Source organism: Methanosarcina sp. KYL-1, assembly GCF_024372725.1.
Classification (GTDB): Archaea; Halobacteriota; Methanosarcinia; order Methanosarcinales; family Methanosarcinaceae; genus Methanosarcina.
Genome location: NZ_VOUA01000008.1, coordinates 16952 through 42614 on the forward strand (window position 1 = coordinate 16952; position 25663 = coordinate 42614).

The window sequence follows — 25663 nt, forward strand, 5'->3', positions numbered from 1 at the left end:
TATCCGATTAATCATCAAACTAACTCATAAATGACAGGAACTCAGGTTTTTCACCATGACCGTAGTCGCATTTGCAGAAAAGAACAAGGCAGCAGCCCAGATAGCCAGCATCCTGGGCGAGGGGGAGGTAGAGAAGATTTCAGTCGAGGGGCTGCCTGCATACGAGTTCAAGTGGAAAGGGGAAGAGTGGTTCGTGATGGGGCTTTCGGGGCACATCATGAACTATGACTTCCCGGAGCAGTATAACAAATGGAACGAGGTTGACCCGGGGGTGCTCCTGGGAGTGGACCCTGAAAAGTTCGTGACCAGGGCAGAGTATGCGTCTGCCATAAAAAAGCTGGCTAAACGGGCGGACAAAATCATCCTTGCATGCGACTACGACAGGGAAGGGGAAAACATAGGCTTTGAGGCCAAGACCCTGGCCGAGGAGGTCACTAACGTGCCGGTTTCCAGGGCGCGTTTTTCGGCGCTTTCCCCAAAGGAGGTCAGGAAGGCCTTTGAAACTCCCAACGAACCTGACTATAACATGGCCATGGCTGCGGAAGCCAGGCAGATCCTGGACCTGAAGATGGGGGCAGCTTTTACCCGTTTCGTTACGCTCTCGGTCCGGGAGCGGGCAAGGACAAAGGACGTGCTTTCCATCGGGCCCTGCCAGACCCCCACCTGCGGGTTCGTGTACGAGCGGGAAAAGGCAATCCGGGCTTTCGAGGCAAAGGACTTCTGGAAGATTACGGCAATTTTTGCCGCAAACGGCGGGGAGTTTGAGGGTACCCACAGGGCAGGAAACATACATGATAAGGAAAAAGCCGCAGAGATTTTCAAGCGGGTGAAAGGGGCAAAAGAAGGGCTTGTGTTGAAAAAGACGGTCAAGGAATCAAAGACCAGTCCCCCTAACCCTCTCAACACCACAGAGTTTCTGAAACGGGCCTCAAAGTTCCTGGGAGTCAGTCCGGAAGTAGCCCTGGAAGTGGCCGAGCAGCTTTACCTTGCCGGGTTTACCAGCTACCCCAGGACCGAGACCAACAGGTATGCCGATGACTTCGATTTCAAGACCCTTGTAACGGAGTTTTCCCGGCAGAAGGAGTACAAACCCTTTGCCGAATCCATCCTCTCAGCCCCGATTGTCCCGAAAAACGGGGAGAAAGACGGCCACGACCACCCCCCGATCCACCCTATCCGGGGAGCGTCCAGGGGCGAGGTCAGCGGGGCCGTAAACATCCCGCATGCGTCAGAGGTGTACGACCTGATCGCAAGGCACTTCCTGGCAAACCTGATGCCTGCAGCTACTTTTGAAAAGACCCACCTGCACCTGCTTGTGCAGGACGAGCCTTTCGACTCATCGGGGACGGTCCAGAAGGACGCGGGCTGGCTCGACGTTTACCCCTTCGAAAATAAAAAGGACAAACTCCTCCCCTATGTGGAGGAGAGGGATAAGCCTGGCATAAAAAAGCTCAGCAACACAAAGTCAAAGACAAGCCCCCCCAAGAAACTGACCGAAGCCGAACTCCTGACTCTCATGGACAAGAACGGGATAGGGACAAAGGCAACGGCCCCCACACACATCGAGACCAACAAGAAGCGCGGGTATTTCGAGACCAAAGGAAAGACGGTCTCGATCCTGGACACCGGCTTTACCCTGATGGAGGGCCTCTCCCTGACCGTGCCCATCCTGGTCAGGCCCGATATCCGGGCGAAGATCGAAGCCCTGATCCAGGAAGTAGAAGACGGGAAAAAGGAGTTCGAAGCAGCCCTCTCCGAGGGCACGGCCCTGATAAGGGAGATGTACGCCCAGCTTGAGGCAAACAAAAAAGAGCTGACAGCAAGCATTGCGGGCACGATCAAAGATGAAGCGGCCCTCGAGGACAAGAAAAACTATATCGGGACCTGCAAGGCCTGCGGGCACGTGCTCAAGATCGTGCAGACGGACACCGGCAGGTTCGTGGGCTGCACAGGCTACCCCGACTGCAGGAACTCCTACCCCCTCCCGAAAACCGGGGCTCTCTCGATGCTCAGGAGCAAGGAATGCAAAAAAGAAGGGGCTGCGGTCCTGAAGGTAGGGACAAAGTACAACTGGGCTGTGGGGATCGGGCCCTGCTTTACCTGCGACCTCGAAAAAGAATGCTACCCTCCAGAGATAGTCGGCCCCTGCCCGAAATGCGACGGGAGCATGTTCCTGCTCACCCTGAAAGACACCCGTTTCCTGGGCTGCACTAAACGCTGCGGGTACTCCCAGTCCGTTCCCAAGACCGGCAGGCTTACCATGCTCGAAAAGGCCTGCGAGAGCTGCGGCTGGAAACTGTTCAGGCTAAAAGAGCAGGAAGAAGACTCCGAAGAGTTCTGTGTGAACCGGCGCTGCGAAGAAGGCAGGAAATACTGGAAAAAAGCCGGCCCTGCGGCTCCGGCCGGAACAGGAACATCCGCCAGGCCCGCATCCTCAGCCTCCACCAGGCCGGCTGCAGGAAAAGCAGCCCCCTTGGGAAGAACGGTAGCAGGAAGAACAGCTGCAGGAAGGACAGCTGCAGGAAGAACAGCTGCAGGCAGAGCAAACTCAGAAGGGACAAACTCAAGCAGGACAACTACAAGCAGAAAAGAAGACAAATAAAAAGAGAATCAATAAAATAGAAACACGTACAGCCTGAAAGATACCCATTTTCAGATCTCTTTTTTATTTATTGTTGGGAGGCACCGCCAGGCAAGCTGGCTGAGGCACTTTATAAAGCCCGGATTGAAGAACGGTTTCCGGGGTCAAGGGAAATATTTCTCGGGAAAGGAGAGCCACGGGAAGTTAAGAGCCGAAAAAAATGGCTGAAAAGTAGCAGGTCAAGAAAAGTTGGAGGAAAAGTAGCGGGTCAAGAAAAGTTAGAGGAAAAGTAGCGGGTCAAGAAAAATTGGAGGAAAAGCAGAGGGTCGGAAAAATTGGAGGAAAAGCAGAGGGCCAGGAAAGGATAGGCTGAAAGTAGAGCGTCAGGAAAAATTGGCTGGGAAACGGGGAGCCAGGAAAAAAACCAGACTCTAAAGTATCAACTCAAAGCAATGAATGCATAGCTAATGGCTGAAAAACGGAGTGCTCTTCCGGCACTTAAGCTAGAGAAAAGAAAGGTTAGAAAATCCTTGCGGATTTTCCCCTGCTTTTGGTATTCGAAACAGAAAGATTATGCTTCGGCAGCTGCGGGTGCTGGTGCAGGTGCTGCTGCGGGCATGAATTCTACTTCGGTCTTCCTGATCTCGACCCTGCGGAGAGGGTAGATGAACTTGGCCTGTCTGTAGATGCCGGCAGAGAGCCTGCCGAGAATGGCCTCTTCCATGAAGGTTTCGAAGTCTGTTTCGGCTGCACGCCTGATAACGATGTCAACCATCATTTCCCTGATGGCTTTGATCTGGCTTGAGCGTGCTCTCTTGATGGTGAAGCAGGTGGGCTTTACGCGAATACGGTACCCGTCCTTTGTCTTGACCTCGACGTTGGCGTCGATCCTGGAGGTCTGCCTCTTCACGATAGAGCGGACGTAGTCCGTGGTGAGTTCGTGGCCGATAAGGCTGGTAGTTGCGGTGTCCCCGACAACGTTGCTGACCTTGAGAATTACCTTGGTGTTGTTCTTGGTGATGTCGTTGGTGAGTTCCCCAACAGTGGTCTCAACAATGCGCCCCATGAGCAGGGACGGGTCGCCGGCCATGGTGTTCCCGACAATTGTCCTGTTTAAATAAGAGGGTGCTTCGATGTTGTACCATTCCTTCAATTTCCAGCTGTCAAGCTTTCTTTGTACTTTCTTCCTTGCCAAGTGATTCCTCCGAATTGATATTGGATTTTTTATTATTTGATTTACTTAATTTAATTTCAGGTTGGCCCTGTTGATCCCTATTTATCCCCTGAAAAAAGGGGCATTGAGTCAGTTCTCTCGTAAGCGATGAGTGTGAACGGTTTGCGATCCGGCGCGATTTGACCGCTGCAAAGCGCCGCCCTCGCTTAGTTTTCCGCATTGGTTCCGCTAAGGTCCCGCTTAATTCCCATATAAATCCCAGAATCTCCGAGCGTTTCCTCACTCTGATCCCTGTCTCCCGACAGTTCATGGACACCTGACCGCAAAAATAGGATCCCGAAAAAGACCAGAAGTAGACTCAGAAATTTGCGGATTCTAGCTAGTTAATGGCTCTCTATACACATCATTTCAGTATATAAAGAAATCGGTCAAAACCCTCTCTCCGACTGTCCGCCGAAGCGGGAACAGGGCCAGGAAAGAAAAAACGGATTTAAAGGAAAAAAGCCGCCTGGCTTAAAGCAAGCAGCCAGGGGCAAACTGATGGCCAGGGCAAACAGGCGGCTTAAGGCAAACCAGCTGCCTGGCAACCGGCTGCCTGAAGTACACCTGTCCTGACGGCTTAGAGGAAGCGGATCCCCTTCGGCAGTTCGCCCAGTCTCTTCCTGAATTCTTCAGGCCAGTTCTCAGGGTCAAGCCCCTTCTGGGCCAGGAATACGGCAGCCCAGCGTTCGAGCCCGACACCCGAGCAGCCGGACCAGAGTTCTTCTCCGGACTGCAGTTTTACGTTGAAGCCCTTGGGGTACTTGTCCCCGTTGATACTCACATTCTGGAACTCGAGCCATTCCCCGTCCTCCCCGCGGTAGGGAAGGCAAGCCTCGTAGTCGGTAGTCCCTACGACATTGCCTTCGGCAAGGCCGAGCAGCCCTTCCTGGGCCATGAACCAGGGAGTAACTTTTGCTTTCCTCCACTCGATGTCCAGGATCTCGTTGAAAATGTGCATGTAGCGCTCGTGGAGCTCTTCTGCGGCCTTTACGACCTGCTCTTTTGTGCCGAGCCAGAGGATCTCGACCCTGTGGAACTCGTCCACCCGCTCGATCCCGTGGATGCCTCCGCTCTCGTACCTGTGGGAGGTCCCGGACCGGTCAAAGACCCTGATAGGGATTTCTTCGTTCGGAAGGGTCTCTCCTGCCACAAAGCCCCAGAAAGGCGGGCACTGGGCATAGCACATGCCGCCGATAGGCTCGCCAATCTTTTCCTTGATGAGCTTGGTCGGCACCTCGTGGGTTACCTTGTAGTAGTCGGCGACCTCTTCCCAGTACTCGGGGTCCCTGGTCTGCGGGGGGCATACATAATATATCTCAGGATAGACACCCTTGGCGTGCCCGGACTTCATCCAGACGTCCCAGGTGACCATCTTCGGGAAGATCATTTCCCTGTACCCGAGGGGCTGCAGGAGTTCCTCGTACACGATCTTCTCGAAAGTCCTGAACACTTTCGTGGACTGCGGCCCGTGGATCCACTGCCCGCGGCTCGACCCTCTCTTGAGCCAGCCTTCCTTCATCATGGCCTGGGTCGGGTCTTCCGTGAAGGGGTGCTCCATTGGCTCCCTCTGCCAGAGCAGGTTCCAGTGCTCGGCCTTTGCCCCGTACTTCGCAGCCTCGATCTTCTCTTCAAGGAGCGTGAGAATCCTGTCAGGTACGCGGTTCTTCATATCCGCCTCCCCTACCTCAAGCTCAAGGACAATTCCGCCCTCAACGTTCTGCATGCTCCTTATATACGGGACCTTAAGTTCCTTTAACTCCCGTTCCGAAGGCACCTGGATGACAAAAGACTCGACCTCAATGCCCCGGATCCCTATCTTGAAATCCTTTCCGAGCTTTTCAGCAAGCGCCTTCTTGAGCCTGAACACGGCATCGTGCACCCTCACATACCTTCCGGAGTCAAGGGTAAGCTCGATCCTGTCTTCCCCGAGCTGCCATTCAGTAACCAGCGCTCCCTGTCCTTCAGGCGCCCCTTTTGTGAGAAGTGTCCTGTTTGCCTCTTCAAATAACGCAGCCACAGCTTCCATTGCGGGGGCCGGGTCTGCACTTGTTTTAAAATAAGCTTTGAGATTGAACTCTAATTCCAAAGTCATGGCCTCTTCTGTAGTGGTTAGTTGGATAAGTTGGAGAATTATATTAGTGTAAATAATATGTATGGGGTTTATAGTTTGCTATTTTTTGGTGAATTTCGTGTTTTGATGGAGTTGGAGGTTTAAAAATGTTGTCATGGATAGGCAGGTAGCAGGAGATAAAAGGAGATACGTGAACTACCCCTCCCTAAAACCTTTGCCTGACGGCTCAGGTTTTTAAGGAAGGGGCTTCCTGCTTCATTCCCCGGAGTAAGCTCCGCAAGTCCACAGGCTCTTCCCCACGTTCCGCAGGTGTCAAGTTACAATCAGATTTTGAGCTTGAAGTGCAAATTTTTTGATATTAATAGCGGCATTTATGTCCCTGTCATGTTTTGTTTTACACCCAGGGCACTCCCATTCTCTAACATCCAGAGTTATTTTTGAATTGTGATACCCGCAAACGTTACAAAGCTTTGTTGATGGCTCAAATCTCCCTATCCTTAACAGGGTTTTTCCGAACCATTCAGCTTTATACACTAACTTTGTAACAAAACTGCTCCATGAAGAATCACTTATTGCCTGTGCAAGATGATGGTTTTTAAGCATACCGTTAACGTTTAACGTTTCCACAGCTATTGCTTGGTTCTCGCATATAAGTTTAGAGGAAAGTTGGTGCTGGAAATCGTTTCGCTGGTTGCGGATTTTTTCGTGGAGTTTGGCAAGCCTTAATCTGGCTTTTTCCCTGTTCTTTGAACCTTTCGGTTTTTTGCTTACTCTTTTTTGCAGGACTTTCAGGCGTTTCAGAGAGTTTTTCAGGTACTCAGGATTCTCTATTTTTTCTCCTGTTGAGAGAACTGCAAAATCCTTGATACCCACGTCAACCCCTACAGTTGTATCAGCAGAAAATTCCTGTTTTTCGGGCAACTCTTCACCATTATCCACAAGAATACTGATATAGTAGATTTCAGTGGAGGTTCTGGAAACAGTTGCTGTTTTTAGTTTTCCCTCAAACCTCTGGTGGAGAACTGCTTTAACTTTACCGATTTTAGGGAGTTTGACAACGTTATTCTCAAAATCGACAGTGTAGTGTTGAAGGATAGGAAAAGACTGTATGGGGTTCTTTCTTGATTTGAAATTAGGAAAACCATTATTTTCCCTGAAAAACCTAGTAAAGGCGGAATCTAAGTTTTTCGTCATTCCCTGCAATGACTGTGAATTTACTTTCTTAAGCCATTCATGTTCTTTTTTCAGTTCACGAAGCCGTTTGTTCAGGTCATACTGGGATAGGGATTTCCCGTCCTGCTCGTAAGATTTGATTTTCTGTTCTAAAGCCCAGTTATAGACGAACCTGCAGCTACCAATATGGTTAGCTATCATGGTTTTTTGTTCGGCTGCAGGATACAACCTGAATTTATAGGCTTTTAACATCATATTACCAAACGTTTTACGAATTTATATGTATATAGGCAAGTTAACTAATCGTAGTGCCGGGAAGTGGACGGCTTTCATCCCCTCCCTGCCATTTCCGGCAAAGCCGGAACTAACGAGGAAGGGGCCTTCTCGCCTTAAGAGATAAAAGACAGAGTTGAAAGATAAACATCATCCGGATTCCACAAGGATTCCACATGGATTCAGGGAACGGGCACGACCCGGGATTTTCAAAGTTCTCAGCAGGCGTTTTCAGATCTCTGCATTTCATTTTTGCAGCCAACCCGGAGATAAATGCTAAAAAATATAAATCATAAACGTGATTCGTGTCCTAACCCTCAAGTATATTTTACAAGTAATTATTATCGCGTTACCGGGATTCGATGATAAAACACAACTTAAGCCCCTCACTGATTGCCAGGTTTTTTTACCACAACTGCGAACGCTATCTCCGATTCCACGCTACACCCCTGCAGGCACGGGAGAGAGCAGGAATCCCGAAAGCCGACCAGAACCGGAACCCTGTTACAAAAGCCCTCCTGGAGGCAGGGAACAGATGGGAAGAAACTGTAATTCTCAACAAACTGAAGGACAATGTAATAATTCCGGCAGGTGAAGGGGCCCTTCATGAAAGGTCGCACCCGATAGGAACAAGCCTTGAAATTTTCAGGAAACTGAAGAAGGGAGATTCAGTTTACCAGCCGACAATTTCGGTTTCTCCCCGGTTCTACCGGAAGTATGATTTATCGCCCGATACCTGCCATTTCTCCGCCTGCAGGCCTGACCTGATCAGGGTTGTCGAAAAAAAGCCTGAGGGGCTTTGCCTGCAGGTAATTGACGTAAAGGCAAGCGAGGAACTGAGTACAAGCCACAGGATCCAGGCTACCCTGTACGCCCTGATGATGAAGGACGTGCTGGAAACAAACGATACCGGTGTGGAGGTGGACCTGGACCGGGCAGGGATCTGGCTTTCCGGGCAGGACGAGCCGGAACTTTTCAGGCTGGACTTCAACATCAGGATAATTGAGGAGTTTTTGCACTCCCGCCTGCCAAAAATCCTCAACTCTCCCCTCAAAAACATACCCTGGCACGTCTATTCCCGCTGCGAATTATGCGATTTTTACGAATACTGCAGGAAAGAGGCTGAAGAGGCTAATTCAGTATCCCTGGTGCCTTACCTTTCGGTCAGCGGGAGAAACTACCTCCGGGAAGCTGAGTGGGAGCGGGATAACTCTGCTTCAAACAAAAAAACCTCAAACAAACAGCCCTCAAACGACCAGCCCTCAAACAAACAGCCCTCAAACAAACAAACCTCAAACAAACAGCCCTCAAACAAACAAACCTCAAACAACCTAACTTCAAACAACCTAACTTCAATTAACTCCCTGGATGAACTGGAAACTTTTCTGAACAAACAGGGTTCCGACGAGATCCTGGATAAATGCGGGTCCCTGCGAAACAAAGGGGATTTTTTGCGTAATACGGTTAAAGCCCTGAAAGAAAAGGAAGTCGTACTCAACAGGGGAGTTTCCCTTGCCCTCCCCAAGAACGAGGACGTAAGCATTTTCATAACCCTTCAAAAAGACCCTGTTTCAGGCCAGGTCTATACCGCCGGGTTCAGGCGCTTCAAGGGAAAAGCCGTTTACGGAAATGCAGTGAACGAGCGCATCTATGTGGCGGAAAGCCCTGAAAAATGCGCCGAGGTCCAGAGGAATTTCCTGACGGATTTGTTTGAGGAACTGAGAACCCTTCACGACTACAACGACAATTACAACGATGAACTTGACTGGAAAGAGCAAAAATCCCTGCAAACCTACGTTTATGACGGCTATGAACTTGACCTCTTCAGGGAACTGCTCAAGGAAGCCGTAAAAAATGCAGAGCTTGCGCCAACCGCCCTTGAGCTGCTCTTCTATTTCCAGGACCCTGCCCTGTCCGGAGGAAAGAAACACCCCTTTTCCGGAGTGTCTTTCCCGCTTATCGTGCTGACAAATGAGGTACGGAAACTTGTAAGCCTTCCAATTCCGTTTTCCCTCCGGCTCCCGGAAGTTGCCGAAGCCCTGCCTGCACCGGGCCTGGACTTTAAAATCAACCCGAGCAACCTCTTCTGGTTTGAGCACAGCAACGCCATGAAAAGCGACGCGATCTCGATGGCCTGGGAAGGCAGCCGGCCCGAAGCCGTGGACTGGGTCAAAAAGGAACTCTCGATGAGGCTTCTAGCTGCAAGCAGCGTCCTTGACGGGCTCCGCGCAAAAGCCGGGGCTTCCCTGGTCTCCTGGGCTTCGAAGTTCCGGATCCCTGCAGCCCGGAAGTACAACTACCCCGAAGTTTCGCAGATGACTTTCATCACCCGCTACGAATCCTACCTCAGGAACCTGGAGACCCGGGAAAGGCGCAGCCTGCCCCCGGAAGAAAGGATAAAAGAAGGGATCAGCGTCCCCCTCCAGTATCTTGAGCAAAACTTATGGAAGGTAACTTCGGACCTGGACTCCTCCGTATTCGAACAAAACGAAAACATCAGCTACCTCCTCGTCCCCAGGGGCGAAGCCGGCGAAAAAGCCCAGCTCACCTTTGACGACTACAAATACAGGACAAACCTCAGGAACCCACCCAAAGGCGAAATCTGCTTTGCAGCGGTGAACAGGAAAATCAAAAACGAAAAGACCGGGAAATTAACGGGCCTCTTCCTTGAGGTCTCATATAACGATTCTTATAACACCACATTTAACGACTTCTCAAATGGCTCTTCGAATGGCTCTTCGAATGGTTCTTTTAATGGTTCTTTTAATGGCTTCTCGAATGGCTCCTCTAAAGAAGCCAGGAAGCCCTTCAAAACAGGGGACGAAGCCGTACTCCATATCCGGTTTACCGACTTTTCCTCGGAAAGGATAATTGACCGGCTCACCGAACTCGACGAACAGCTGGAGCACGACTTTATCCGCCTCCTCCGGGACCCCAAAAAGTTTGCAGCCCGAATCCGTGAGCCAGGCCCGTTTTTCGAAAACGCCCGGAACTACGCTGCCGAATCAGGCTTTACGGACAGCCAGAAAAAAACCTTTGGCCACATGCTCGAAAACCGCCTAACGCTGGTATGGGGCCCCCCGGGCACAGGGAAAACCTACTTCCTTGCCAGGGCAATCCTCAACATCATCAAAGCAAAAATGGAGCAGGGAGAAAAGGTCCACGTTGCCGTTACAGCCTTTACCCACTCCGCAATCGAAAACCTGCTCATAAAAATCCAGGAATTTGCAGAAGGTGAAGGGATTGCAGGGAAACTTGAGATTTACAAATTGAAAGACATAAAGACCGGCAGAGGCCAGAAAACCTTAAAAGTCCAGTCCGAATACGAAATCCAGGACAAGATAGACTCCCCATTCCTGATACTTGGCGGCACGGTCAACAGCTTCAACAAAATAAAAAGGAAAATGGACCCCTTTGACATCCTTATCGTTGACGAAGCCTCCCAGATGAAGCCCGCCGAACTGGCCCTCGGGATGTCAGCTTTAGGGGAAGGAAAAAGGCTTATCCTGGCCGGAGACGACCTGCAGCTCCCCCCGATCATAGCCGGAAAATACCCGGAAACCGAAGACGGCCTCCCCGGCCTGTACGATTCGATATTCTCATACCTGCGGCACAGGGATTCCCCCGAAAAACCCGAAGACCCCAAAGAGCCCAGAAACCTCAAAGTTTCCAAAGACCCAAAAGTCCCCAAAGACCCAAAAGTCCCCGAAGATCCGGCGTACACCTGCCAGCTCCTTGAAAACTGGAGGATGAATGAAACATTGTCCCGGTTTTCTTCGGCAGCCCTTTACGGGAAAGGATACAGGCCGGCTACCGAGGCGATTTCAGGGCAAAAACTGAAACTCCTGCCTGTAACCGGCCATAAGAAAGAACCTGAACCCGGACCGAAGCCTGAACCGAAAGCCGGACAGGGATCCGAACAGAAACCCGAACAGAAACCCGAACAGAAACCCGAACAGAAACCCGAACAGAAACCCGAACAGGATCACATTTTTAGTTTCTTAAAATGGGCGCTGGACCCGGATTACCCGTTAACCGTAATAATCCTTGAAAACACCCGGGCAACGATAGAAAACGAAATAGAAGCCGAACTGGCTGCAAAACTTGCCATACACTTAAGGCAAACCCTGTCCCGGGAAGGAGCTGGCAGCCCCTACCCGGACAATGAAGAAGGCGACTCCGAGTTCTGGAAATCCGGCCTCTTTATCGTAAGTCCCCACCGCGCCCAGATACGCACGATCCAGGCCCACCTGAGCAAACTTAGGGCCTGCCACACCCGTCCTTTTGTAGACACAGTGGATAAAACCCAGGGCCAGGAAGCCGAAGCCGTGATAGTCAGCTACGGGGTCAGCGACACCGATACCGCAATGAACGAAGCGGAGTTCATTTACAGTTTGAACAGGCTGAACGTGTCGGTTACCAGGGCAAAGTCCAAGTGCGTGGTTTTCCTGCCGAGGCCGCTGCTGGAACCTCCCCTGGAAATTTTGCAAAATAAGGAGGCTGCTGAGGGGCTCAACCACATGCTTAACCTGGTGGAGTTCTGCAGGGAGAACGGGGAGGAGAGAGGGTTTGAGATGGAGCCGGGTTATGGGGGGGTTTGCAGGTTGACGGGGATCAGGGCGAAGAGTGAAACTAAATGAGGAATAAAATCGCAATTCTGGCCGCCAGTTTTTGTGAAGATTTCTCTGGAAATGAAATTGCGCTTTTTGTTTTACTGAATCAAAACCCACGGCCCTCACGACTTCTTTGACCCCGACAGCGGCCCCCGTTTCGCAGCAAACGGCCTTTTCCTTGAATTTAATGAAGAAGATGAAGATGAAGAATAAAATAAAGAAGGTGAGGAAAAAAATAAAGAAGGTGAAGATGAAGATGAAGATGAAAATGAAGATGAAAAAGTGTCAGCTGCTTACATAACAGCTGCGTATATATTTCATCTATCATATCGTATATTATATAGATGGCTGAGATTCAAGCAGGGATGAGATTTCCAGTTTAGTTGAGATTTCCAGTCTGGCTGAGATTTCCAATCGGGTGTAACGCAGGCCTGAGCGTTTAAAAATACGGGACGAACTCTATGGAAGACAGAGAACCACACATGGACGTTTAGCAGATCCGGCTTCTTATCGCAGAAAGAAAGGGTGAAATAAAGGAGAAATTCAAAGCAGAAGTAATGGATATCTTCGGTTCATACGCACGCGGGAAGGAAAAAGAAGGAAGCGATATTGATGTCCTTGTGAGGTTCGGGGAAGGAGCAGGCCTTTTTGATTATACCGGGCTTGAGTTCTATCTCGAAGACCTGTTTGGAGTTCCGGTGGATGTTGTTTCGGAAAGGGACCTTCATCCGATAGTTAGAGCTGATATATTGAAGGGAACTGCCGGGGGCATAAAATCCCCTCTGCTTTACCTGTGCGAGATGCTCAAAGCTGCCAGAAATATAAAAAAGTTCACTGAAGGGGTGGACAAGGACACTTTTCTGGAGGACAATCTAACAAAGGATGCAGTTGTACTCCAGCTGGAGATCGCAGGTAAAGCCGCAAAATCCGTTTCTGCCGATATACGGTCAAAGGCTCCGGAAGTAGATTGGGAGGGTCTGATGGGAATGGGAGACCGCCTGATATCGGCTTATTTTGATGTAGATTATGACCATGTCTGGGATGCCGCAATAAAAGACGTCCCGGTGATTGAACGGGCTATTGGAAGATTGATTAACGAATTGAATTCCGGCAAGCAGGGATAAGCAGGGAATATAATATATGATATGGGGGAAAAGAAATGAAGCCGGACAGGTGCACATTCTGCAGGGGAAAAATCTCCGAAGGCAAAGCTGAGTTCCTGGGAAAAGTCGGGCAGAAAGTCCTCGTCATTAAAGGTATTCCCGCGTATGTCTGCGAAGACTGCGGGGAGGCCTATTACACACCTGAGGTTTCCGGAATAATTGACGGGATCAGGAAGGACTTCAGCGAATCGAAGCTGCTCTTGCGTCCCATTGCAGCCGGGGAACTGAGCTTTGACGAATATGCCTCCGCAGACGACGGTAGAGACGACGGTAGAACGGATCCTGAATGCGAAGAATTCATGGAAAAGCAGTACAAAAAACTTGAAGAGAGGAAAAAATTTGTCCCTTTCGAGAACCTTGATGTCGGGTATCGGAAAAAGCATCAGGGAAGAAGTAATTGAGATTTGATCAGGATTCAAGCTTCCTGGTTGGGAAGGATTTTCAGGGGACTCTGCCGGTTAAATCTTTTTTGCTTCTTTTTTTTGCATTATTTTTGGGGCAGGCATGGAATAGCCGCACTGCGTGCGGACAGGAACGGTTAAGGACGGTATTACGGTTGCCCTGTTTTCCAGCTTACGGATCATCAAGCAGACTCTGGTTTTTTATGCTGAACTGCAGCCCGAGTTCTGCGTAGGGAGTTTTAAGACACAATAATTATATTTATTCTCCCGCCACATCTCCGCATATTCCGGACCACCCAAGCAAGCCGAACCCAAGCAATCTGAGGGACTGGAGAGACTGTCCTTTTGCAGACCCAGAGGGTAACCTGCATTTTTCTGACTAACTTCAGTAAAGAAGTAAAAAGAGCCTGTTTGATGAGCTCAAGAGGAATAACATAAATCTGAAAGTCACTTTATTTTTATAGGAAGAATTTCATATGGATACCATGCTTGAATTCAAATAATTTACAAAAGAAATTTAATTAAGCCTTTGAGAATCCCGAATAAGAAAACTTTTCACGTATTTTATTAGTCTGGATTAGTATTTGAAGGCCCTTCCAGGTGGAGGATATGCAAAGCGCACTTCTGGGAAAAGCGGCTCTTCCAGAAAAGACCCGGGTAAGATGCGGATTATGTCGGAGTGAAAATTTAAGGGCACTGGAATCATAACTGGATATGGAAACCCAACAGGCGTGGAAACCCAACAGGTATAAAATATCAGGAACTATGGTCACTATGAAGGTTAAGAAAGTGAGTCTGACAAATTACCGGGGTGCTCAGGACCTTTCCATGGACTTAAATCCACAACTTAATGTTTTTGTTGGTGTAAATGGTTCCGGTAAATCAACGGTCCTGGATGCAATAGCCATCATGCTTTCATGGGCTGTCAGCAGGATTAACCGTGCGGGAGCAGCGGGCAGGCCTATCGTTGAAAGTGATATTAGCAATGGTAAGTCTACGGCGTCCATTGAGTTATCCTGCGAAACTGAGGGCAGGACTGTTGGGTGGAAGTTGTCAAAAGTCAGAAAGGGGTATGCTGCGGAAGACAGGACTAACCTTCAGGAACTGAATGAATATGCAAAAGAAATTCAGAATAGGATCTCCGAAACTTCTGAAAATGTAAACCTTCCAATATTCGACTATTACCCGGTGAACCGTGCCGTGCTGGATATCCCTTTGAGGATACGCGGAAGGCACAGCTTTGGCTTGCTTGCAGCTTATGAAGGTGCTTTGACCAGCGGGGCAGATTTCAGGACCTTTTTTGAGTGGTTCCGCGAGAGGGAAGACCTTGAAAACGAGATCCTGAGACATCGAAGGGATCAGGAGACTCAATTGGATCAGAAGACCCGATTAACTCTTCGGGACTATGAACTGCACTATGGAAACGAAAACACAAAGAATGCAGCTGTTAAACCGGGGGAGTGCCGGTTCCCGGACCCGCAGCTGGAAGCTGTCCGTACTGCCCTGAGCAGGTTCTTGCCGGAATTTTCAAACCTGACCGTACGCAGGCAGCCTTTGCGTATGGAAGTTGAGAAAAACGGCAAACCTTTTACTGTGAACCAGCTTTCCGATGGGGAAAAGTGCCTGATTGCATTGATCGGAGACCTGGCGAGAAGGCTGGCAATTTTGAACCCTGTCTCCGCAAACCCGCTGGAGGGCACGGGTATTGTCCTTATAGACGAAATCGACCTCCACCTGCACCCAAAATGGCAGAGGATGGTGGTTCCTAAATTACTGGACGTTTTTCCGAACTGCCAGTTTATCGTATCTACCCATTCCCCAAGTGTTATCACCCACGTGCAGCATGAGAGTTTGTTCCTCCTCAAGCAAACGGACTCAGGAATTGTTGCTGAAAAGCCAGGAGAGTCCTACGGGAAAACCGTGGACAGGGTACTTGAAGACCTTATGGGCCTGGAAACGACAAGACCGAATGAGGTAGAGTCGGACCTTGATACTATTTTTGAGACTATCAATGCCGGTAAAATAGAAGAAGCAAGAAACCTGATTTCAGCCCTGAAGGAAAAAATCGGAGCTGACCCTGAACTTGTGAAAGCCGAGGTCCTGATAAAAAGGAAAGAGCTGATCGGCAAGTGAAGCATATTGTCAAAAACCGGGAACCCCTGGAACTCACCACATGGAAGGCTTTGTCCAGCCCGGACTGGGACCCGGACTACTAAACCCTCAGCGGCAAGGAAAAAAAAGCCGTAAAAACTTCCCTGATGGAGGAGCAGGGTTACATCTGCTGCTACTGTGAACGGCGGCTTACAGATGACGATTCCCATATCGAGCATTTCAGGCCCCAGAGTGACCCCTCTGTCGACCCCCTGGATTACTCCAACATGCTCTGTTCCTGCCAGAACCAGCTGAAACAGGGAGAACCCCGGCACTGCGGAAACCTGAAAGGCAACTGGTTTGACCCCCTCCTCCTGGTCTCCCCCCTTGACCCGGCCTGCGAGGCACGTTTTACTCACACCGCAGACGGCAAAATCCGCCCTGCCAGCGAATCCGACGATGCAGCAAGGGCAACAATCGAAAAACTGGGCCTAAACATCCCGAAATTGAACAACCTCCGCAAAAAAGCAATAGAACCATTCCTGGACGAAACCCTGGAAGCCCGGGAGTTTTCCCTCTTCGTAACCGGCTACCTCAGAAAAAGCCGCGAAGGAACGTTCGGTGAATTCTGGACAACTATCAATTTCCTTTTCGGGCAATTAGCGGCTCAGTAAAAGGCAAGGTTAGCAAGTTCAGGAGAAAAGTACCACGGAAGTTACCACGGAAGTTACCACGGAAGTTACCACGGAAGTTACCACGGAAGCCATCCCTTGTGGAAGTAAGTAGGACCATGTCGGGACCAAGTCGGGACTATGTTGGGACCAAGTTTTAGGCAGATACTCCTTTCAAGCGGCACAGCATAACTTCTTTTTTATATTTAGCCGGCGGGCGGGCGCCCCACCCGTACCCCGCACAACCGGCAGACCCCGTGCAGAACTCCACCCCCCTCAACCGGGAGTTTTAAGACTCGATTATTATATTTCTCCACCCACCGTACCCGCCTCCACTCACCCCGTACCCACCCGAGCAACCTTCCCCCGAGCAAGCCGAGGGCCTGGCGCGCCTGTGCTTTTGCAGGCGCTGGATAAAATCCAGGGCAGGGGAGATGAAAAAGTGAGCGCTGGCTGAGGGGGGGTCGACGGTGGTGGGACAGCGAGGGGGCGGAGGGGAGTTTGCTGCAGTTTGAAAGGGGCGGATGAGTCGGTTGCCTCAAAAAGTTAGTACAACTCTATTTTGATATTTAGCCGGCGGGCGGGCACCCCACCCCCCGCACAACCTTCAGTCTAGAAGCGGAATCACTCTTACGGAGCCGAAGTTTTTATTCTTCCCTCTCCTCATAAACCCCGGTAAGCAATATTCTCTTCTCAAAACCCCCTCTCTCTTCCCTCTTCTTCTCCTGGACCCTCAGCACATCCTCGAACCCCCTGATGCGGGAAAGGGTATCAATGACCTCCTTTACGTCAGCCAGCTCCTCTACACAGGGATCTTCCGTAAACTCGGCTACCTCTTCATGGAGCTTCTTAACAAGGTATCTCAGATATTCCCGGTCCCCGTCAAGAATTTTGCACTCCGGGGTCCGGTTTGAGGTCTTTATGATTTCGGGAATTTTGTCGCGGACGAGTTTGTCATGGGATGTGAAGGTGGGTTTTTCGGGCATTTTGAACCTCGGGTTGCTGTGTTGGGGTCCGGTTAGCTATTGGTATCTATCAGATATTTGTTATGGTTTTTAAAAGGACCACCTTAAAAGGACCACCTGTATCAGGACCTTCAGTATCCTTGATGAGGAAGATCCCCTTTCCCGGATTGAATTTATGAGGGGGATTTTGAGATCCGGTTACAGGGGAAAAATAATAGAGAGAAAGGTAAACGGTTGATGGGGAGAAAAGGGTGAGCAGCCTGCCGGGAGAAATATAATAAAAAACTAAGTTTAAAGCCCCATAACCCCGGGATACAATAAATTTTTAACAAAGTGTTCGTTACCCTTCGCCTGATAAGTGTTCAGAAACTCCCTGATTATCGGATTCACGACAAAGATCTGGATAATCAGGACTTTTAATCTTCAGTCTCAGTATTCATTTCAGCAATTATCGGCTGCATGTTAAGATACATTGGAACAAATTCTCGGTTTTTGTATTTCTCTACAAGTTTGAATTCATTCAGTTGATAGAAGCCGATTGAATTTCTTTTGGAATCAACAAGAATATATCTGCACCCTATACTATCGCAAACAGATAATGTTTTACCTATGGCTGCAAGCAACAGGTATGTACCTATCCCTCTTCTTTCAAATCTGGAATCTACCGCAAGTCTTGCAATTTTGACTCCAGGATACTTGCGGTATTCGTAATGTTCAAGTCCGTCTATTACAGCCTTAGCTTCGATTGTATCTGCTATAAGGGTAAAAAATCCTACTAGTTCATTCTTCCAAAAGCACAAACTGGTCCTGCTTATCAAATTATTTTGATCATTAAGAGCATCGTTTTTCAGAAAATCATTCAATTCCCTGCTTAAACAGCTAAAAGAAGAAATATTGTGGTTTTTATTAAGAGGGATTGTATGAAGTTCAGAGTCTGGAATTATGAAACTCAAGCTTAAAACCTGTTATTCTCATGTATTTTCTTTGCGCGCTTGAACATTCCCACTATTTTCTTTGAAACTACAGGATTTTTTTCGTTCCTGAAAAACTCCTTTGCATCTTCTCCTTCAAGAACAAGACCAAGTTCTATAGGCTTTGCCATTGTCAATTCCTTCTTTTTTATTATCAAATAATCTATGCTAGCTTATATATAATCTTATTGCAGATGTTAACCACCATTACAAATAACGTAACATTTTGATTTCATTGCTGAGAATTACTCTACCTCTTCAACTGCCCGGTACTTCACAATGGGTTGCTCCTTTAAGGGTTGCCTTTTTTGGTGACTGAATTGAAATCGAGAACCCTGGAATCTTGCTTTCTGGTCGAACAGTTGAGGACATGTTCCAAGGCGTATGAAAGATACACAACCATGTTATTGCCCCTGTTTTCCGGGAACTAACCCTGTCGAGCAGTGGGGCAGCGGTGTCCGGCGCATGTTCAAGAAGCAGAGGCTCTTGGGCTTCCCGAACAGGAGAACAACTTAAAATAAGCCGGTTTCACTACGGGTTGCCTTTAAATCGACTTATGTTCCAGACGCACCCTCAAAACGTCCTCAAACCCCAGGATCCCCAAAAGCGCATCAATGACCTCCATCACATCAGCCAGTTCCTCAACACAGGGGTCCTCCGTAAATTCCAGTGCTTCCTCCTGAAGCTTTTTAATGAGGTAGCGCAGGTATTCCCGGTCCTCATCGAGGGTCCTGCATTCTGGGATTCGGTTTGAGGTTTTCATGATTTCGGGGATTTTGTCGCGGACCAGTTTGTCATAGGGTATGAAGGTGGGTTTTTCGGGCATTTTGAACCTCTAATTGCTGTGTTGGGGTCCGGTTGGCTATCGGTATCTATCAGATATATGGTGTTATGGTTTTTAAAAGGACCGACTGTAAAAATTTTCAACCAGGGAAAGGGGATCTTCTTATCGAGGAAACTGATGGTCCTGAGGAGGGGATTTTGAGATCCGGCTACAGGGGAAAATTAGTAGAGAGAATGGTAAACGGTTGATGGGGAGAGGAGGGAGAGCAGTCCGCCGGGGGAAATATAATAAAAAAGTAATATTTAGACAGCTCCACAGGTGGCTTCCAGTTCTCATTCTTCAATGATTTGCCAGTGTCCACCTCTGGCTGGCCCGACTCTTTTGAGGAAACCTTTTTTCTTTAAGGTGTTCAGATTCTTTTGGACTGCAGATGGATTTATACCAAGTTTGTCGGCAAGTTCTGTTTTTGCAATTGCCGGATTATTTTGTACTAAAATCAGGATCTTACGCTGGCTTTCGTTGATTTCAGACCACCTTTCAGACCACCTTTCAGACCACCCTTCTACCTTCTTCTCTTCCACTTTTTCTTCACTTTCTTCAAAGTACTTTCTTTTGAAAGTAACAATAAACTGGGTCCCGATCTCCTTGAAATCAGCATCTTGTTCCATTGAAAGGATCAGGCTTATTCCCCTGCCCCATTTTTCAATCCAGTGAATTTCATGGAAGATTTCAGCTATCAGTTCATTCCTTCTCTCAGAAACCATTTCGGTCTTGATCTGTTCGATTGTGAGCCCGCCGTAAAGGAGACCCTTATTTCTAATTTCCACGCGGTTTTTGAATATAGCCACATTTACGGAATCGTATTCATAGTAGTCCCGGTGGCAAAAGGCGTTTATGATGGCTTCTCGTATTGCTTCTTTTGCGATTTCCGGGACGTCGATTCTCTTGAGGCCTTCCAGCCGCATTCCAATGTGGATGTTCCTGAGGATGTACTTTTCAGCCTCACCGATCAGATAGAACAGGTCTCCTGTGTAGTCCTGCATGTCAATGATATATGAAGTGTCATTTGTAGCAAAAACAGCGCACCTGAGTCTTGCATTCGGGAAAAAATCCTCGGGTTTCTTTCCGAAGAGAATTACTGCCGCATTTGTCAACTTTCCGGCATCAATAAGCTTCAACTTTTTCAGGGAATTTTCAAGGCCACTGAATTCTCTTCCCGCTTCCTTCAAGAAAAAACGTACCTTTTGCTCATCGATATCTCCTAAAACTGCTTCCTTGCAAATAGACCTGTCCCACTTCAATTGATCCTTATTTTTTCTGAGTATGAGGTTTTCGAGTTCCTTTACACTCAGGGGCATATCTTCATCGGAAGTCCGGATGTAAGCCTTTCCGTATGCAAAATATGGCACCTCATTTCCCCGGAACTCAAGTTCTATGCAGGTTTTTCCTTGAAGGGTTACCTGCTTTATTGCCGGATATATCCTGGGTTCAATATGAGCAGAGATTGCCTGAGAAATGGCCCTCAAAGTATCATTACCAATTTCCTGTCCTACAATAGTCCCGTCGTCCTTGACCCCGAAATACAATTTGCCTTCCTGGTGTTTGTTGAGCATGGCAACTATGGAAATTACTGCCGGTTTTAATTGCGCAGTGGATTTTTTCAGTTCAAGTGTCTCGGATTCTTTCAACTTGAAATAGGAGTTCATGACCAGGACCTGCAAGCCATTCTTGCGTCTTTAAGATAATATCCAAGTCTTATAAAGGATATGGATTTTAGTTTCTTTAAAAATATTTGAACAAATCGGCACTACAGGAAAAGGAACAGAATATGTTCTAGCAGGAACTACAGGTGAAAATGAAGATACTTTCTAAAGGAGACATAGGGGACATAAAGGGGACATAAAGGGGACAAACACGCCATAATTACGCCAAAGTTGTTATGATCAAAGATGTTTAAAAAACTATAATCAAGCCAACTGCACCAGAAACAAAGCCGCCTTCAAAATTCTATAGAGGCGCCACAAAGCCGCACTAAAGCCGCATAAGCCGCACTAAAGAAAGGTCGTGGGATTCATGAATGCGATGCCTTCCCGGGCGGCATCCCTGACGAGATCTGGAAAGGTGACAACGATGACACAAATCTTTGCCCCGGAGATCACGGCATCGGATTTTAAAAAGTAAATTGAGCAATGTTTTTTGTATTACGAGCTGATAATAATCAATTAAGATAGTTACTTATATTCTATAATTCTGTTCTGCAGATGCGGAGGAAACAATTGTGGCAAAGCCAATTGAACTGGGTCTTGTCCTGGAAGGTGAGGATGCCAGGGAATTCTGGGAAAACGAGAAGAAGCCTGCAACCGAACAACAAATAGAAATGTTTAAGCGGGCAAGGAAACTTGCAAGTACAGTCAGGTTGTAAGCTTGCCGCATAAAATACCGGATCTTGAACTTGTTACTTATTCGCTTTCCAGGAGAAACGATTTTTCATCTTTTTGCTGTGAAAACACCGACCTTGACGATTTTTTAAAAAACGATGCCATGATAAATCAAGAACAGCTAATCAACAGGCAAAATCAATTTATAATTCCGAGGGCTCTTATAACCTTTTTTCCGGAAACCGAAGGCAATTTAGCCAACCGGGACCTCCACCGTGGCAATTTCACCTAGCACCTGAGCCTGTTCCCTCGTTACTTCCAGAACAAGCTGGATAGCTTCCTTAATGTTTTCAAGTGCCTCTTCCTTAGTATCCCCTTCGCTGATAGCGGCAGGAATTTCAAGGCACTGGGCGGTATAGCCTCCCTCCTCAGACTCTTCAAGTTTAATTGTGAACCGCATAAAGATTAATTGGTGATTTTGATATTAATATACTCTGCCTCCGAAACCCTATTTCCTCACCCAAACACTCCCTTCACTCTTCCCTCCCCTCAAAAACCCCCGTAAGCAAAACCCTCCCCGAAAATCCCCCTCTCTCCTCCCTCTTCCTCTCCTGCACCCTCAGAACATCCTCAAACCCCCTGATCCCGGAAAGCGCATCAATGACCTCCCTCACATCAGCCAGTTCCTCAACACAGGGGTCCTCCGTAAATTCCAGGGCTTCCTCCTGAAGCTTTTTAATGAGGTAGCGCAGGTATTCCTGGCCCTCATCGAGGGTCCTGCACTCCGGGGTCCGGTTTGAGGTCTTTATGATTTCGGGGATTTTGTCGCGGACGAGCTACGGCCCGAGTTGAGGCCCGAGTTACGGCCCGAGTTACGGCCCGAGTCACCGCTTGCTACTAAAGTGCTCGTTCTTTTAATGGAAAATGATGCCGGGAAGGCAGAACTAGCTTCTGGATTGGGGCACAAGACAGTATCAGGAGAGCTTAAAAAACAAATCAAGAACCTTCTGGAACTTGATTATATTGAAATGACAATCCCCGACAAACCCCACGGCAGCAAGCAGAAATACCGCCTGACAGCCAAAGGTAGGGCATTCTTAGCCAAAGAAGGTCGGGAAGACGCTGAATGAGCACAGCGCCTCTTTCATATTTTGAAAAAATCTATGAAACTGAAGATAGGTTCCAGAGGGCTGGAAAAACATATTTCAGGCACCCTAATTTCCACCCTTTGCCCTAAAAAGTCAACCAGTGACAGATTTACATCATTTCTTTTTCTTTATTCATTTCATCTATTTTTGCACGTATCTTATCCATTTCCTGTTTGTACCTAACTTTGATTTCTTTAACTTCTTTGTAGATAAGCAGGCTTTCATCACTGATTCCTTTCATTGACTCTATATGTGCTACGAATTCATCTCTGCCTTCATCCAGTCGCGGTTCTACTTTCCGCCATTCAGCATACTTAATATCCAGCTCTTCTTTCCTTTTGTCTTCAAGCGTAAAGATCTCATCCCAGAGGTCCATAATCTGGCTTTCTATCTCTTCTTTTGCAGGCATCATCTTCCCCCGTTCGTTAAATCTTATTATAAGAGCGTTCCTATTAATTCCTTTCAGTAACTTTTTTTCTGTCAGCTGCCATGCCAGCTTCTTCAACCGGAGATCCCGGTCCTCATCGAGGGTCCTGCACTCCCGGGTCCTGTTTGGGGCTTTTATGATTTACGAACAGGTGTTCTTTTTTGAAAAAAATGCTGGTTAATAGCCATAGCAACCTTATTAGTCGTATCCGGGTCGTTCTTGTACGGCCGACGAAGGAGGCCGGCCTTTTCCAAATGTAAATTGATCAGGAACCGAATAGAAAGTGGAATTGGAATCATAGAGGGTACAAACGGGGCATAATGGGACATAAAGGGGACATAAAAGTGACAAACGGGATTAAAGACTTACTTAAGCCGCATAAGCCGCACTAAAGCCGCAAAAATAGATGCCGAACAGGTAACCGAACAAGTACGAAGATTGCTCTTCTGTTTGCACGTGGTATTCACAGCGTATTGAGGATCAGCTTCTCAATGAAAATGGTTCTGCTCACCAGCTTTGACATCATATTTGAAAATATGATAATCGAAATTATCATATAACTCAAAAATATGCTAATTAAGACTATCATATTATGCAGAAATCTGATATACCAGTCGAGCGTAAATTTAAGATAAGAAAACCTCAAAACTGCACGGTCAATCTTCTTCTTCCTCGCCTCCCAGCAGCCTCTCATTTGCGGTCAGGATCTCAACTCCCAGGTCCCTGAAGTCCTTATCATGGGTCACGAAGACCATGTCCTTTGCGCGGCAGATCTCAGCAAAGACCAGGTCGTTAAAGTCGTATTTTCCCTGCTCGAAAATTTCCATGATTTCCGGGAGGTTTACTTCCTGCATTTCCGGGTCGCAGGTCAGGGTACTTCTCAGGATCTTTTTTAAGTTGTGAGAGATGTCCTGGGCAACAGGCCGGAACCCGGGAGAGTTTCGAAACTCCTTGTACTTCGAAAACTCGGACTGCTGCTTGAACTCTATCCTGGCAAAAGCATTGATGAACTCCGAAATGATCAGGCAATTTATGTAGATGCTGCTGTTTGAGGCCCGTATCTCTTTTAAAACCCTGGAATAGAGATCCGACCTGGGGTCCGAAAAACCGATCGGGCCGTAGATATAGAGCCAGATGTTCGTGTCAAAGAAAAAGAGCTGCTCCCTGGAAAAATCATAGCCTTCAACGGAATGGACCTTTACGGGGAGGGCTTTTCCAGGATGGGCTTTTACCGGCCGGACCTTTGCATGGCGCTTTAAAGGATAGACCTTTGCAGCATGGACCTTCTTACGCATCCTCATCTCCTATCACCTCCCGAAACGCCTGCCTGTAGGAATCGGCATGCTCGAAATAGCCCTTTGCCCGCTCCACAACCCTTTTAAGAATAAGCTCGTCTTCAGGGGCGACACCCGTAAAAAACAGGTTCTCTTCAACGAACTCCCCGGGAAAACTCCCGTACAGCTGCCCCAGAGCCGCATTCAAAAAAGCCGGCGTCAGGTCATCGGTATCCTCAAAGGAGAGTTCTACCCTCTTATTCTCCCGGAAAGCTCCCGCAATCCTGTCATGCACCTTCTGCCCATCACAGGCGGCAACGCAACAGATGCCTTCGGTAACCTCAATAACCCTGATTTTTATCGTCTCGGTCGTAACAATCCCCATATGATATTCTCACAATAGCTTAAAAAGGTCAGGCCTGAGTGGGGGACGGGCCGGAAAACCTGAACAAATAGATTGGGGTTTAAACAAGCAACTTGGAGGAAAAGCCTCAAACATTAAACAAGCAGCTTGAAGCAATAAGAAGGCCGGCTGAAAAACTTCCTTCGAATACGGTTTGCCTCTCAGTCCGTCTTTTTCTTAAAAAACAGCCACCCTTTTCCCTCATTCCCATACTTTGTCCGGATAAGGACATAGTCCCCCTGCAGCTCCTTCCCCTCAAGCGTCACAATGATCTCCTTTTCTTCATACTTCCTGAGCTCAAAAGTCCCCCTGTCCCAGATCTCAACTTTGCCAGCCCCATATTCCCCTTCAGGGATCTCCCCTTCGAAATCCGCGTATTCCAGGGGGTGGTCCTCGGTCAGGATGGCAAGCCTTTTTATGCCGGCTTTTTTTGGCGGCTCTTTTGGCACGGCCCAGCTTTTCAGGACCCCATCGACCTCCAGGCGGAAATCGTAATGGAGAGTGCTTGCATCATGCTTCTGGATTACAAAAATAGGCTTTTTTGAACCCTTTTTCGAACCGCCTCCAGGAGGTTCGGGGGTCTTTTCAAAATCTCTCTTCTTCTCATATTCTTCAAGCATGGAAGATCACCTAAAGATATGCTGGCGGCAGGTATTAAGGGTCAAAGGTCATTCAAAAAGGTTATCCGGCCTTAAAATACCTCAATAAAGCCGCTTACAGGAAAAGGAAGCAGTAGAGGTTGAATTTTACCGGGTTTTGCAGCGTTCTTTTACCTTCTCGCAAGGGCATAGTCGATATAGACCTGCAAAAACTCCTCGTCCGCCTGCAGGAGCACGGTCTCGAACATGGCAACGTGGATCTTTTCCTCTCTGGCAATGTCCAGGAGGACTTTTCTTATCTCCTCACTTTTAGTAAGGTTGGACATCTGTTCATAGATGTTGACGGCATCCAGTTCTGCAATCATGGCAGCTCTGAGGATTTCTTTATCAAGGTCTTCAGGTCTGGTTTTTTCAAGGTCTGCAAGGACTTCCGAAAGCAAATTCTCTACCCCCATTAATTG

At 48.2% G+C, this 25663-nt stretch carries 23 protein-coding genes and 1 pseudogene; 9 read left to right on the forward strand and 15 right to left on the reverse strand.

The genetic code is table 11. From position 1 onward, the window contains the following. Positions 1–55 precede the first annotated feature (55 nt). On the forward strand, positions 56–2602 hold the full coding sequence (locus FTO70_RS07860) for a DNA topoisomerase (protein WP_255335197.1): 2547 nt from the start codon (positions 56–58) through the stop codon (positions 2600–2602). 550 nt (positions 2603–3152) lie between these two features. On the opposite strand, the gene FTO70_RS07865 is transcribed toward FTO70_RS07860, so the two are convergent. From FTO70_RS07865 to tnpB, 3 genes are all read right to left on the reverse strand, one after another. Continuing rightward, positions 3153–3776 carry a 30S ribosomal protein S3ae gene (locus tag FTO70_RS07865; RefSeq protein WP_255335198.1) on the reverse strand — a complete coding sequence of 208 codons (624 nt, stop codon included), beginning with the start codon at positions 3774–3776 and terminating at the stop codon, positions 3153–3155. Between the two features lie 598 nt (positions 3777–4374). Beyond that, positions 4375–5883, reverse strand: a complete 1509-nt coding sequence (locus FTO70_RS07870; protein ID WP_255335273.1) for a serine--tRNA ligase — start codon at positions 5881–5883, stop codon at positions 4375–4377. Between the two features lie 297 nt (positions 5884–6180). Continuing rightward, the gene (gene tnpB, locus FTO70_RS07875) at positions 6181–7293 is read right to left on the reverse strand and encodes an IS200/IS605 family element RNA-guided endonuclease TnpB (RefSeq protein WP_255335199.1); all 1113 of its coding nucleotides are present in this window, start codon (positions 7291–7293) and stop codon (positions 6181–6183) included. A gap of 383 nt (positions 7294–7676) precedes the next feature. Between tnpB and FTO70_RS07880 the strand changes: the two genes are divergently transcribed. The 5 genes and pseudogenes from FTO70_RS07880 to FTO70_RS07900 form a co-directional block, all read left to right on the forward strand. Continuing rightward, positions 7677–11954, forward strand: coding sequence for an AAA domain-containing protein (locus FTO70_RS07880; RefSeq protein ID WP_255335200.1), 4278 nt, complete (start codon positions 7677–7679; stop codon positions 11952–11954). 503 nt (positions 11955–12457) lie between these two features. Next, a complete protein-coding gene (locus FTO70_RS18045; protein ID WP_255335274.1) occupies positions 12458–13051 on the forward strand; it encodes a HepT-like ribonuclease domain-containing protein in 594 nt (197 codons plus the stop codon). Positions 13052–13086: 35 nt separating this feature from the next. After that, positions 13087–13491, forward strand: coding sequence for a type II toxin-antitoxin system MqsA family antitoxin (locus FTO70_RS07890; RefSeq protein WP_255335201.1), 405 nt, complete (start codon positions 13087–13089; stop codon positions 13489–13491). 774 nt (positions 13492–14265) lie between these two features. Continuing rightward, positions 14266–15624 carry an AAA family ATPase gene (locus tag FTO70_RS07895; RefSeq protein WP_255335202.1) on the forward strand — a complete coding sequence of 453 codons (1359 nt, stop codon included), beginning with the start codon at positions 14266–14268 and terminating at the stop codon, positions 15622–15624. Positions 15625–15731: 107 nt separating this feature from the next. Further along, a pseudogene (locus FTO70_RS07900) lies at positions 15732–16256 on the forward strand (retron system putative HNH endonuclease); the annotation flags it as partial. Between the two features lie 644 nt (positions 16257–16900). Here FTO70_RS07900 and FTO70_RS07905 read toward each other — a convergent pair. The 4 genes from FTO70_RS07905 to FTO70_RS07920 all read right to left on the reverse strand — a co-directional run bounded on the left by FTO70_RS07905 (position 16901) and on the right by FTO70_RS07920 (position 19015). Next, positions 16901–17239, reverse strand: coding sequence for a nucleoside triphosphate pyrophosphohydrolase (locus tag FTO70_RS07905; protein ID WP_255335203.1), 339 nt, complete (start codon positions 17237–17239; stop codon positions 16901–16903). A 395-nt stretch (positions 17240–17634) separates the two neighbouring features. Next, positions 17635–18171 (reverse strand): GNAT family N-acetyltransferase, encoded by a 537-nt coding sequence (locus FTO70_RS07910; protein WP_255335204.1) that lies wholly within the window; start codon positions 18169–18171, stop codon positions 17635–17637. Positions 18172–18173: 2 nt separating this feature from the next. Then, positions 18174–18320 (reverse strand): hypothetical protein, encoded by a 147-nt coding sequence (locus FTO70_RS07915; protein ID WP_255335205.1) that lies wholly within the window; start codon positions 18318–18320, stop codon positions 18174–18176. 413 nt (positions 18321–18733) lie between these two features. After that, on the reverse strand, positions 18734–19015 hold the full coding sequence (locus tag FTO70_RS07920) for a nucleoside triphosphate pyrophosphohydrolase (protein WP_255335206.1): 282 nt from the start codon (positions 19013–19015) through the stop codon (positions 18734–18736). A gap of 32 nt (positions 19016–19047) precedes the next feature. Here FTO70_RS07920 and FTO70_RS07925 point away from each other — a divergent pair, with 32 nt between their 5' ends. Next, on the forward strand, positions 19048–19221 hold the full coding sequence (locus FTO70_RS07925; RefSeq protein ID WP_255335207.1) for a hypothetical protein: 174 nt from the start codon (positions 19048–19050) through the stop codon (positions 19219–19221). An 84-nt stretch (positions 19222–19305) separates the two neighbouring features. Here the strand turns inward: FTO70_RS07925 and FTO70_RS07930 are convergent, their stop codons facing one another. Continuing rightward, positions 19306–20679: an RNA-binding domain-containing protein gene (locus FTO70_RS07930; protein WP_255335208.1), complete on the reverse strand. Its 1374-nt coding sequence runs from the start codon at positions 20677–20679 to the stop codon at positions 19306–19308. Positions 20680–21251: 572 nt separating this feature from the next. On the opposite strand from FTO70_RS07930, the gene FTO70_RS07935 reads away from it, so the two are divergent. Next, positions 21252–21395 carry a hypothetical protein gene (locus tag FTO70_RS07935; protein WP_255335209.1) on the forward strand — a complete coding sequence of 48 codons (144 nt, stop codon included), beginning with the start codon at positions 21252–21254 and terminating at the stop codon, positions 21393–21395. A 209-nt stretch (positions 21396–21604) separates the two neighbouring features. On the opposite strand, the gene FTO70_RS07940 is transcribed toward FTO70_RS07935, so the two are convergent. Both FTO70_RS07940 and FTO70_RS07945 read right to left on the reverse strand, forming a co-directional pair. Further along, entirely contained in the window at positions 21605–21811 is a 207-nt protein-coding gene (locus FTO70_RS07940; RefSeq protein ID WP_255335210.1) for a type II toxin-antitoxin system HicB family antitoxin, read from the reverse strand. 73 nt (positions 21812–21884) lie between these two features. Next, positions 21885–22025, reverse strand: coding sequence for a hypothetical protein (locus FTO70_RS07945; protein ID WP_255335211.1), 141 nt, complete (start codon positions 22023–22025; stop codon positions 21885–21887). A 243-nt stretch (positions 22026–22268) separates the two neighbouring features. On the opposite strand from FTO70_RS07945, the gene FTO70_RS07950 reads away from it, so the two are divergent. Continuing rightward, positions 22269–22481: a Fic family protein gene (locus FTO70_RS07950; RefSeq protein WP_255335212.1), complete on the forward strand. Its 213-nt coding sequence runs from the start codon at positions 22269–22271 to the stop codon at positions 22479–22481. A gap of 127 nt (positions 22482–22608) precedes the next feature. Here FTO70_RS07950 and FTO70_RS07955 read toward each other — a convergent pair whose 3' ends face one another. The 5 genes from FTO70_RS07955 to FTO70_RS07975 all read right to left on the reverse strand — a co-directional run bounded on the left by FTO70_RS07955 (position 22609) and on the right by FTO70_RS07975 (position 25657). Then, positions 22609–23004, reverse strand: coding sequence for a hypothetical protein (locus FTO70_RS07955; RefSeq protein ID WP_255335213.1), 396 nt, complete (start codon positions 23002–23004; stop codon positions 22609–22611). A 578-nt stretch (positions 23005–23582) separates the two neighbouring features. Further along, on the reverse strand, positions 23583–24227 hold the full coding sequence (locus FTO70_RS07960) for a PIN domain-containing protein (protein WP_255335214.1): 645 nt from the start codon (positions 24225–24227) through the stop codon (positions 23583–23585). Next, a complete protein-coding gene (locus FTO70_RS07965; protein WP_255335215.1) occupies positions 24214–24585 on the reverse strand; it encodes an STAS-like domain-containing protein in 372 nt (123 codons plus the stop codon). The genes FTO70_RS07960 and FTO70_RS07965 overlap by 14 nt, the downstream gene beginning before the upstream one ends. 179 nt (positions 24586–24764) lie before the next feature. After that, positions 24765–25223: a DNA polymerase ligase N-terminal domain-containing protein gene (locus FTO70_RS07970; RefSeq protein WP_255335216.1), complete on the reverse strand. Its 459-nt coding sequence runs from the start codon at positions 25221–25223 to the stop codon at positions 24765–24767. 149 nt (positions 25224–25372) lie between these two features. Further along, entirely contained in the window at positions 25373–25657 is a 285-nt protein-coding gene (locus FTO70_RS07975) for a demethoxyubiquinone hydroxylase family protein (protein WP_255335217.1), read from the reverse strand. Between the last annotated feature and the right edge of the window lie 6 nt (positions 25658–25663).

Coding starts and splice junctions, on each gene's coding strand:
- FTO70_RS07940 (WP_255335210.1), bottom strand. CDS start 21,811: ATGCGGTTCACAATTAAACTTGAAGAGTCTGAGGAGGGAGGCTATACC.
- FTO70_RS07960 (WP_255335214.1), bottom strand. CDS start 24,227: ATGAGGATGCGTAAGAAGGTCCATGCTGCAAAGGTCTATCCTTTAAAG.
- FTO70_RS07970 (WP_255335216.1), bottom strand. CDS start 25,223: ATGCTTGAAGAATATGAGAAGAAGAGAGATTTTGAAAAGACCCCCGAA.
- FTO70_RS07890 (WP_255335201.1), top strand. CDS start 13,087: ATGAAGCCGGACAGGTGCACATTCTGCAGGGGAAAAATCTCCGAAGGC.
- FTO70_RS07880 (WP_255335200.1), top strand. CDS start 7,677: ATGATAAAACACAACTTAAGCCCCTCACTGATTGCCAGGTTTTTTTAC.
- FTO70_RS07915 (WP_255335205.1), bottom strand. CDS start 18,320: ATGGCAAAGCCTATAGAACTTGGTCTTGTTCTTGAAGGAGAAGATGCA.
- FTO70_RS07975 (WP_255335217.1), bottom strand. CDS start 25,657: ATGGGGGTAGAGAATTTGCTTTCGGAAGTCCTTGCAGACCTTGAAAAA.
- FTO70_RS07950 (WP_255335212.1), top strand. CDS start 22,269: ATGGAAAATGATGCCGGGAAGGCAGAACTAGCTTCTGGATTGGGGCAC.
- tnpB (WP_255335199.1), bottom strand. CDS start 7,293: ATGTTAAAAGCCTATAAATTCAGGTTGTATCCTGCAGCCGAACAAAAA.
- FTO70_RS07965 (WP_255335215.1), bottom strand. CDS start 24,585: ATGGGGATTGTTACGACCGAGACGATAAAAATCAGGGTTATTGAGGTT.
- FTO70_RS07920 (WP_255335206.1), bottom strand. CDS start 19,015: ATGCCCGAAAAACCCACCTTCATACCCTATGACAAACTGGTCCGCGAC.
- FTO70_RS07905 (WP_255335203.1), bottom strand. CDS start 17,239: ATGCCCGAAAAACCCACCTTCACATCCCATGACAAACTCGTCCGCGAC.
- FTO70_RS07860 (WP_255335197.1), top strand. CDS start 56: ATGACCGTAGTCGCATTTGCAGAAAAGAACAAGGCAGCAGCCCAGATA.
- FTO70_RS07930 (WP_255335208.1), bottom strand. CDS start 20,679: ATGAACTCCTATTTCAAGTTGAAAGAATCCGAGACACTTGAACTGAAA.
- FTO70_RS07895 (WP_255335202.1), top strand. CDS start 14,266: ATGAAGGTTAAGAAAGTGAGTCTGACAAATTACCGGGGTGCTCAGGAC.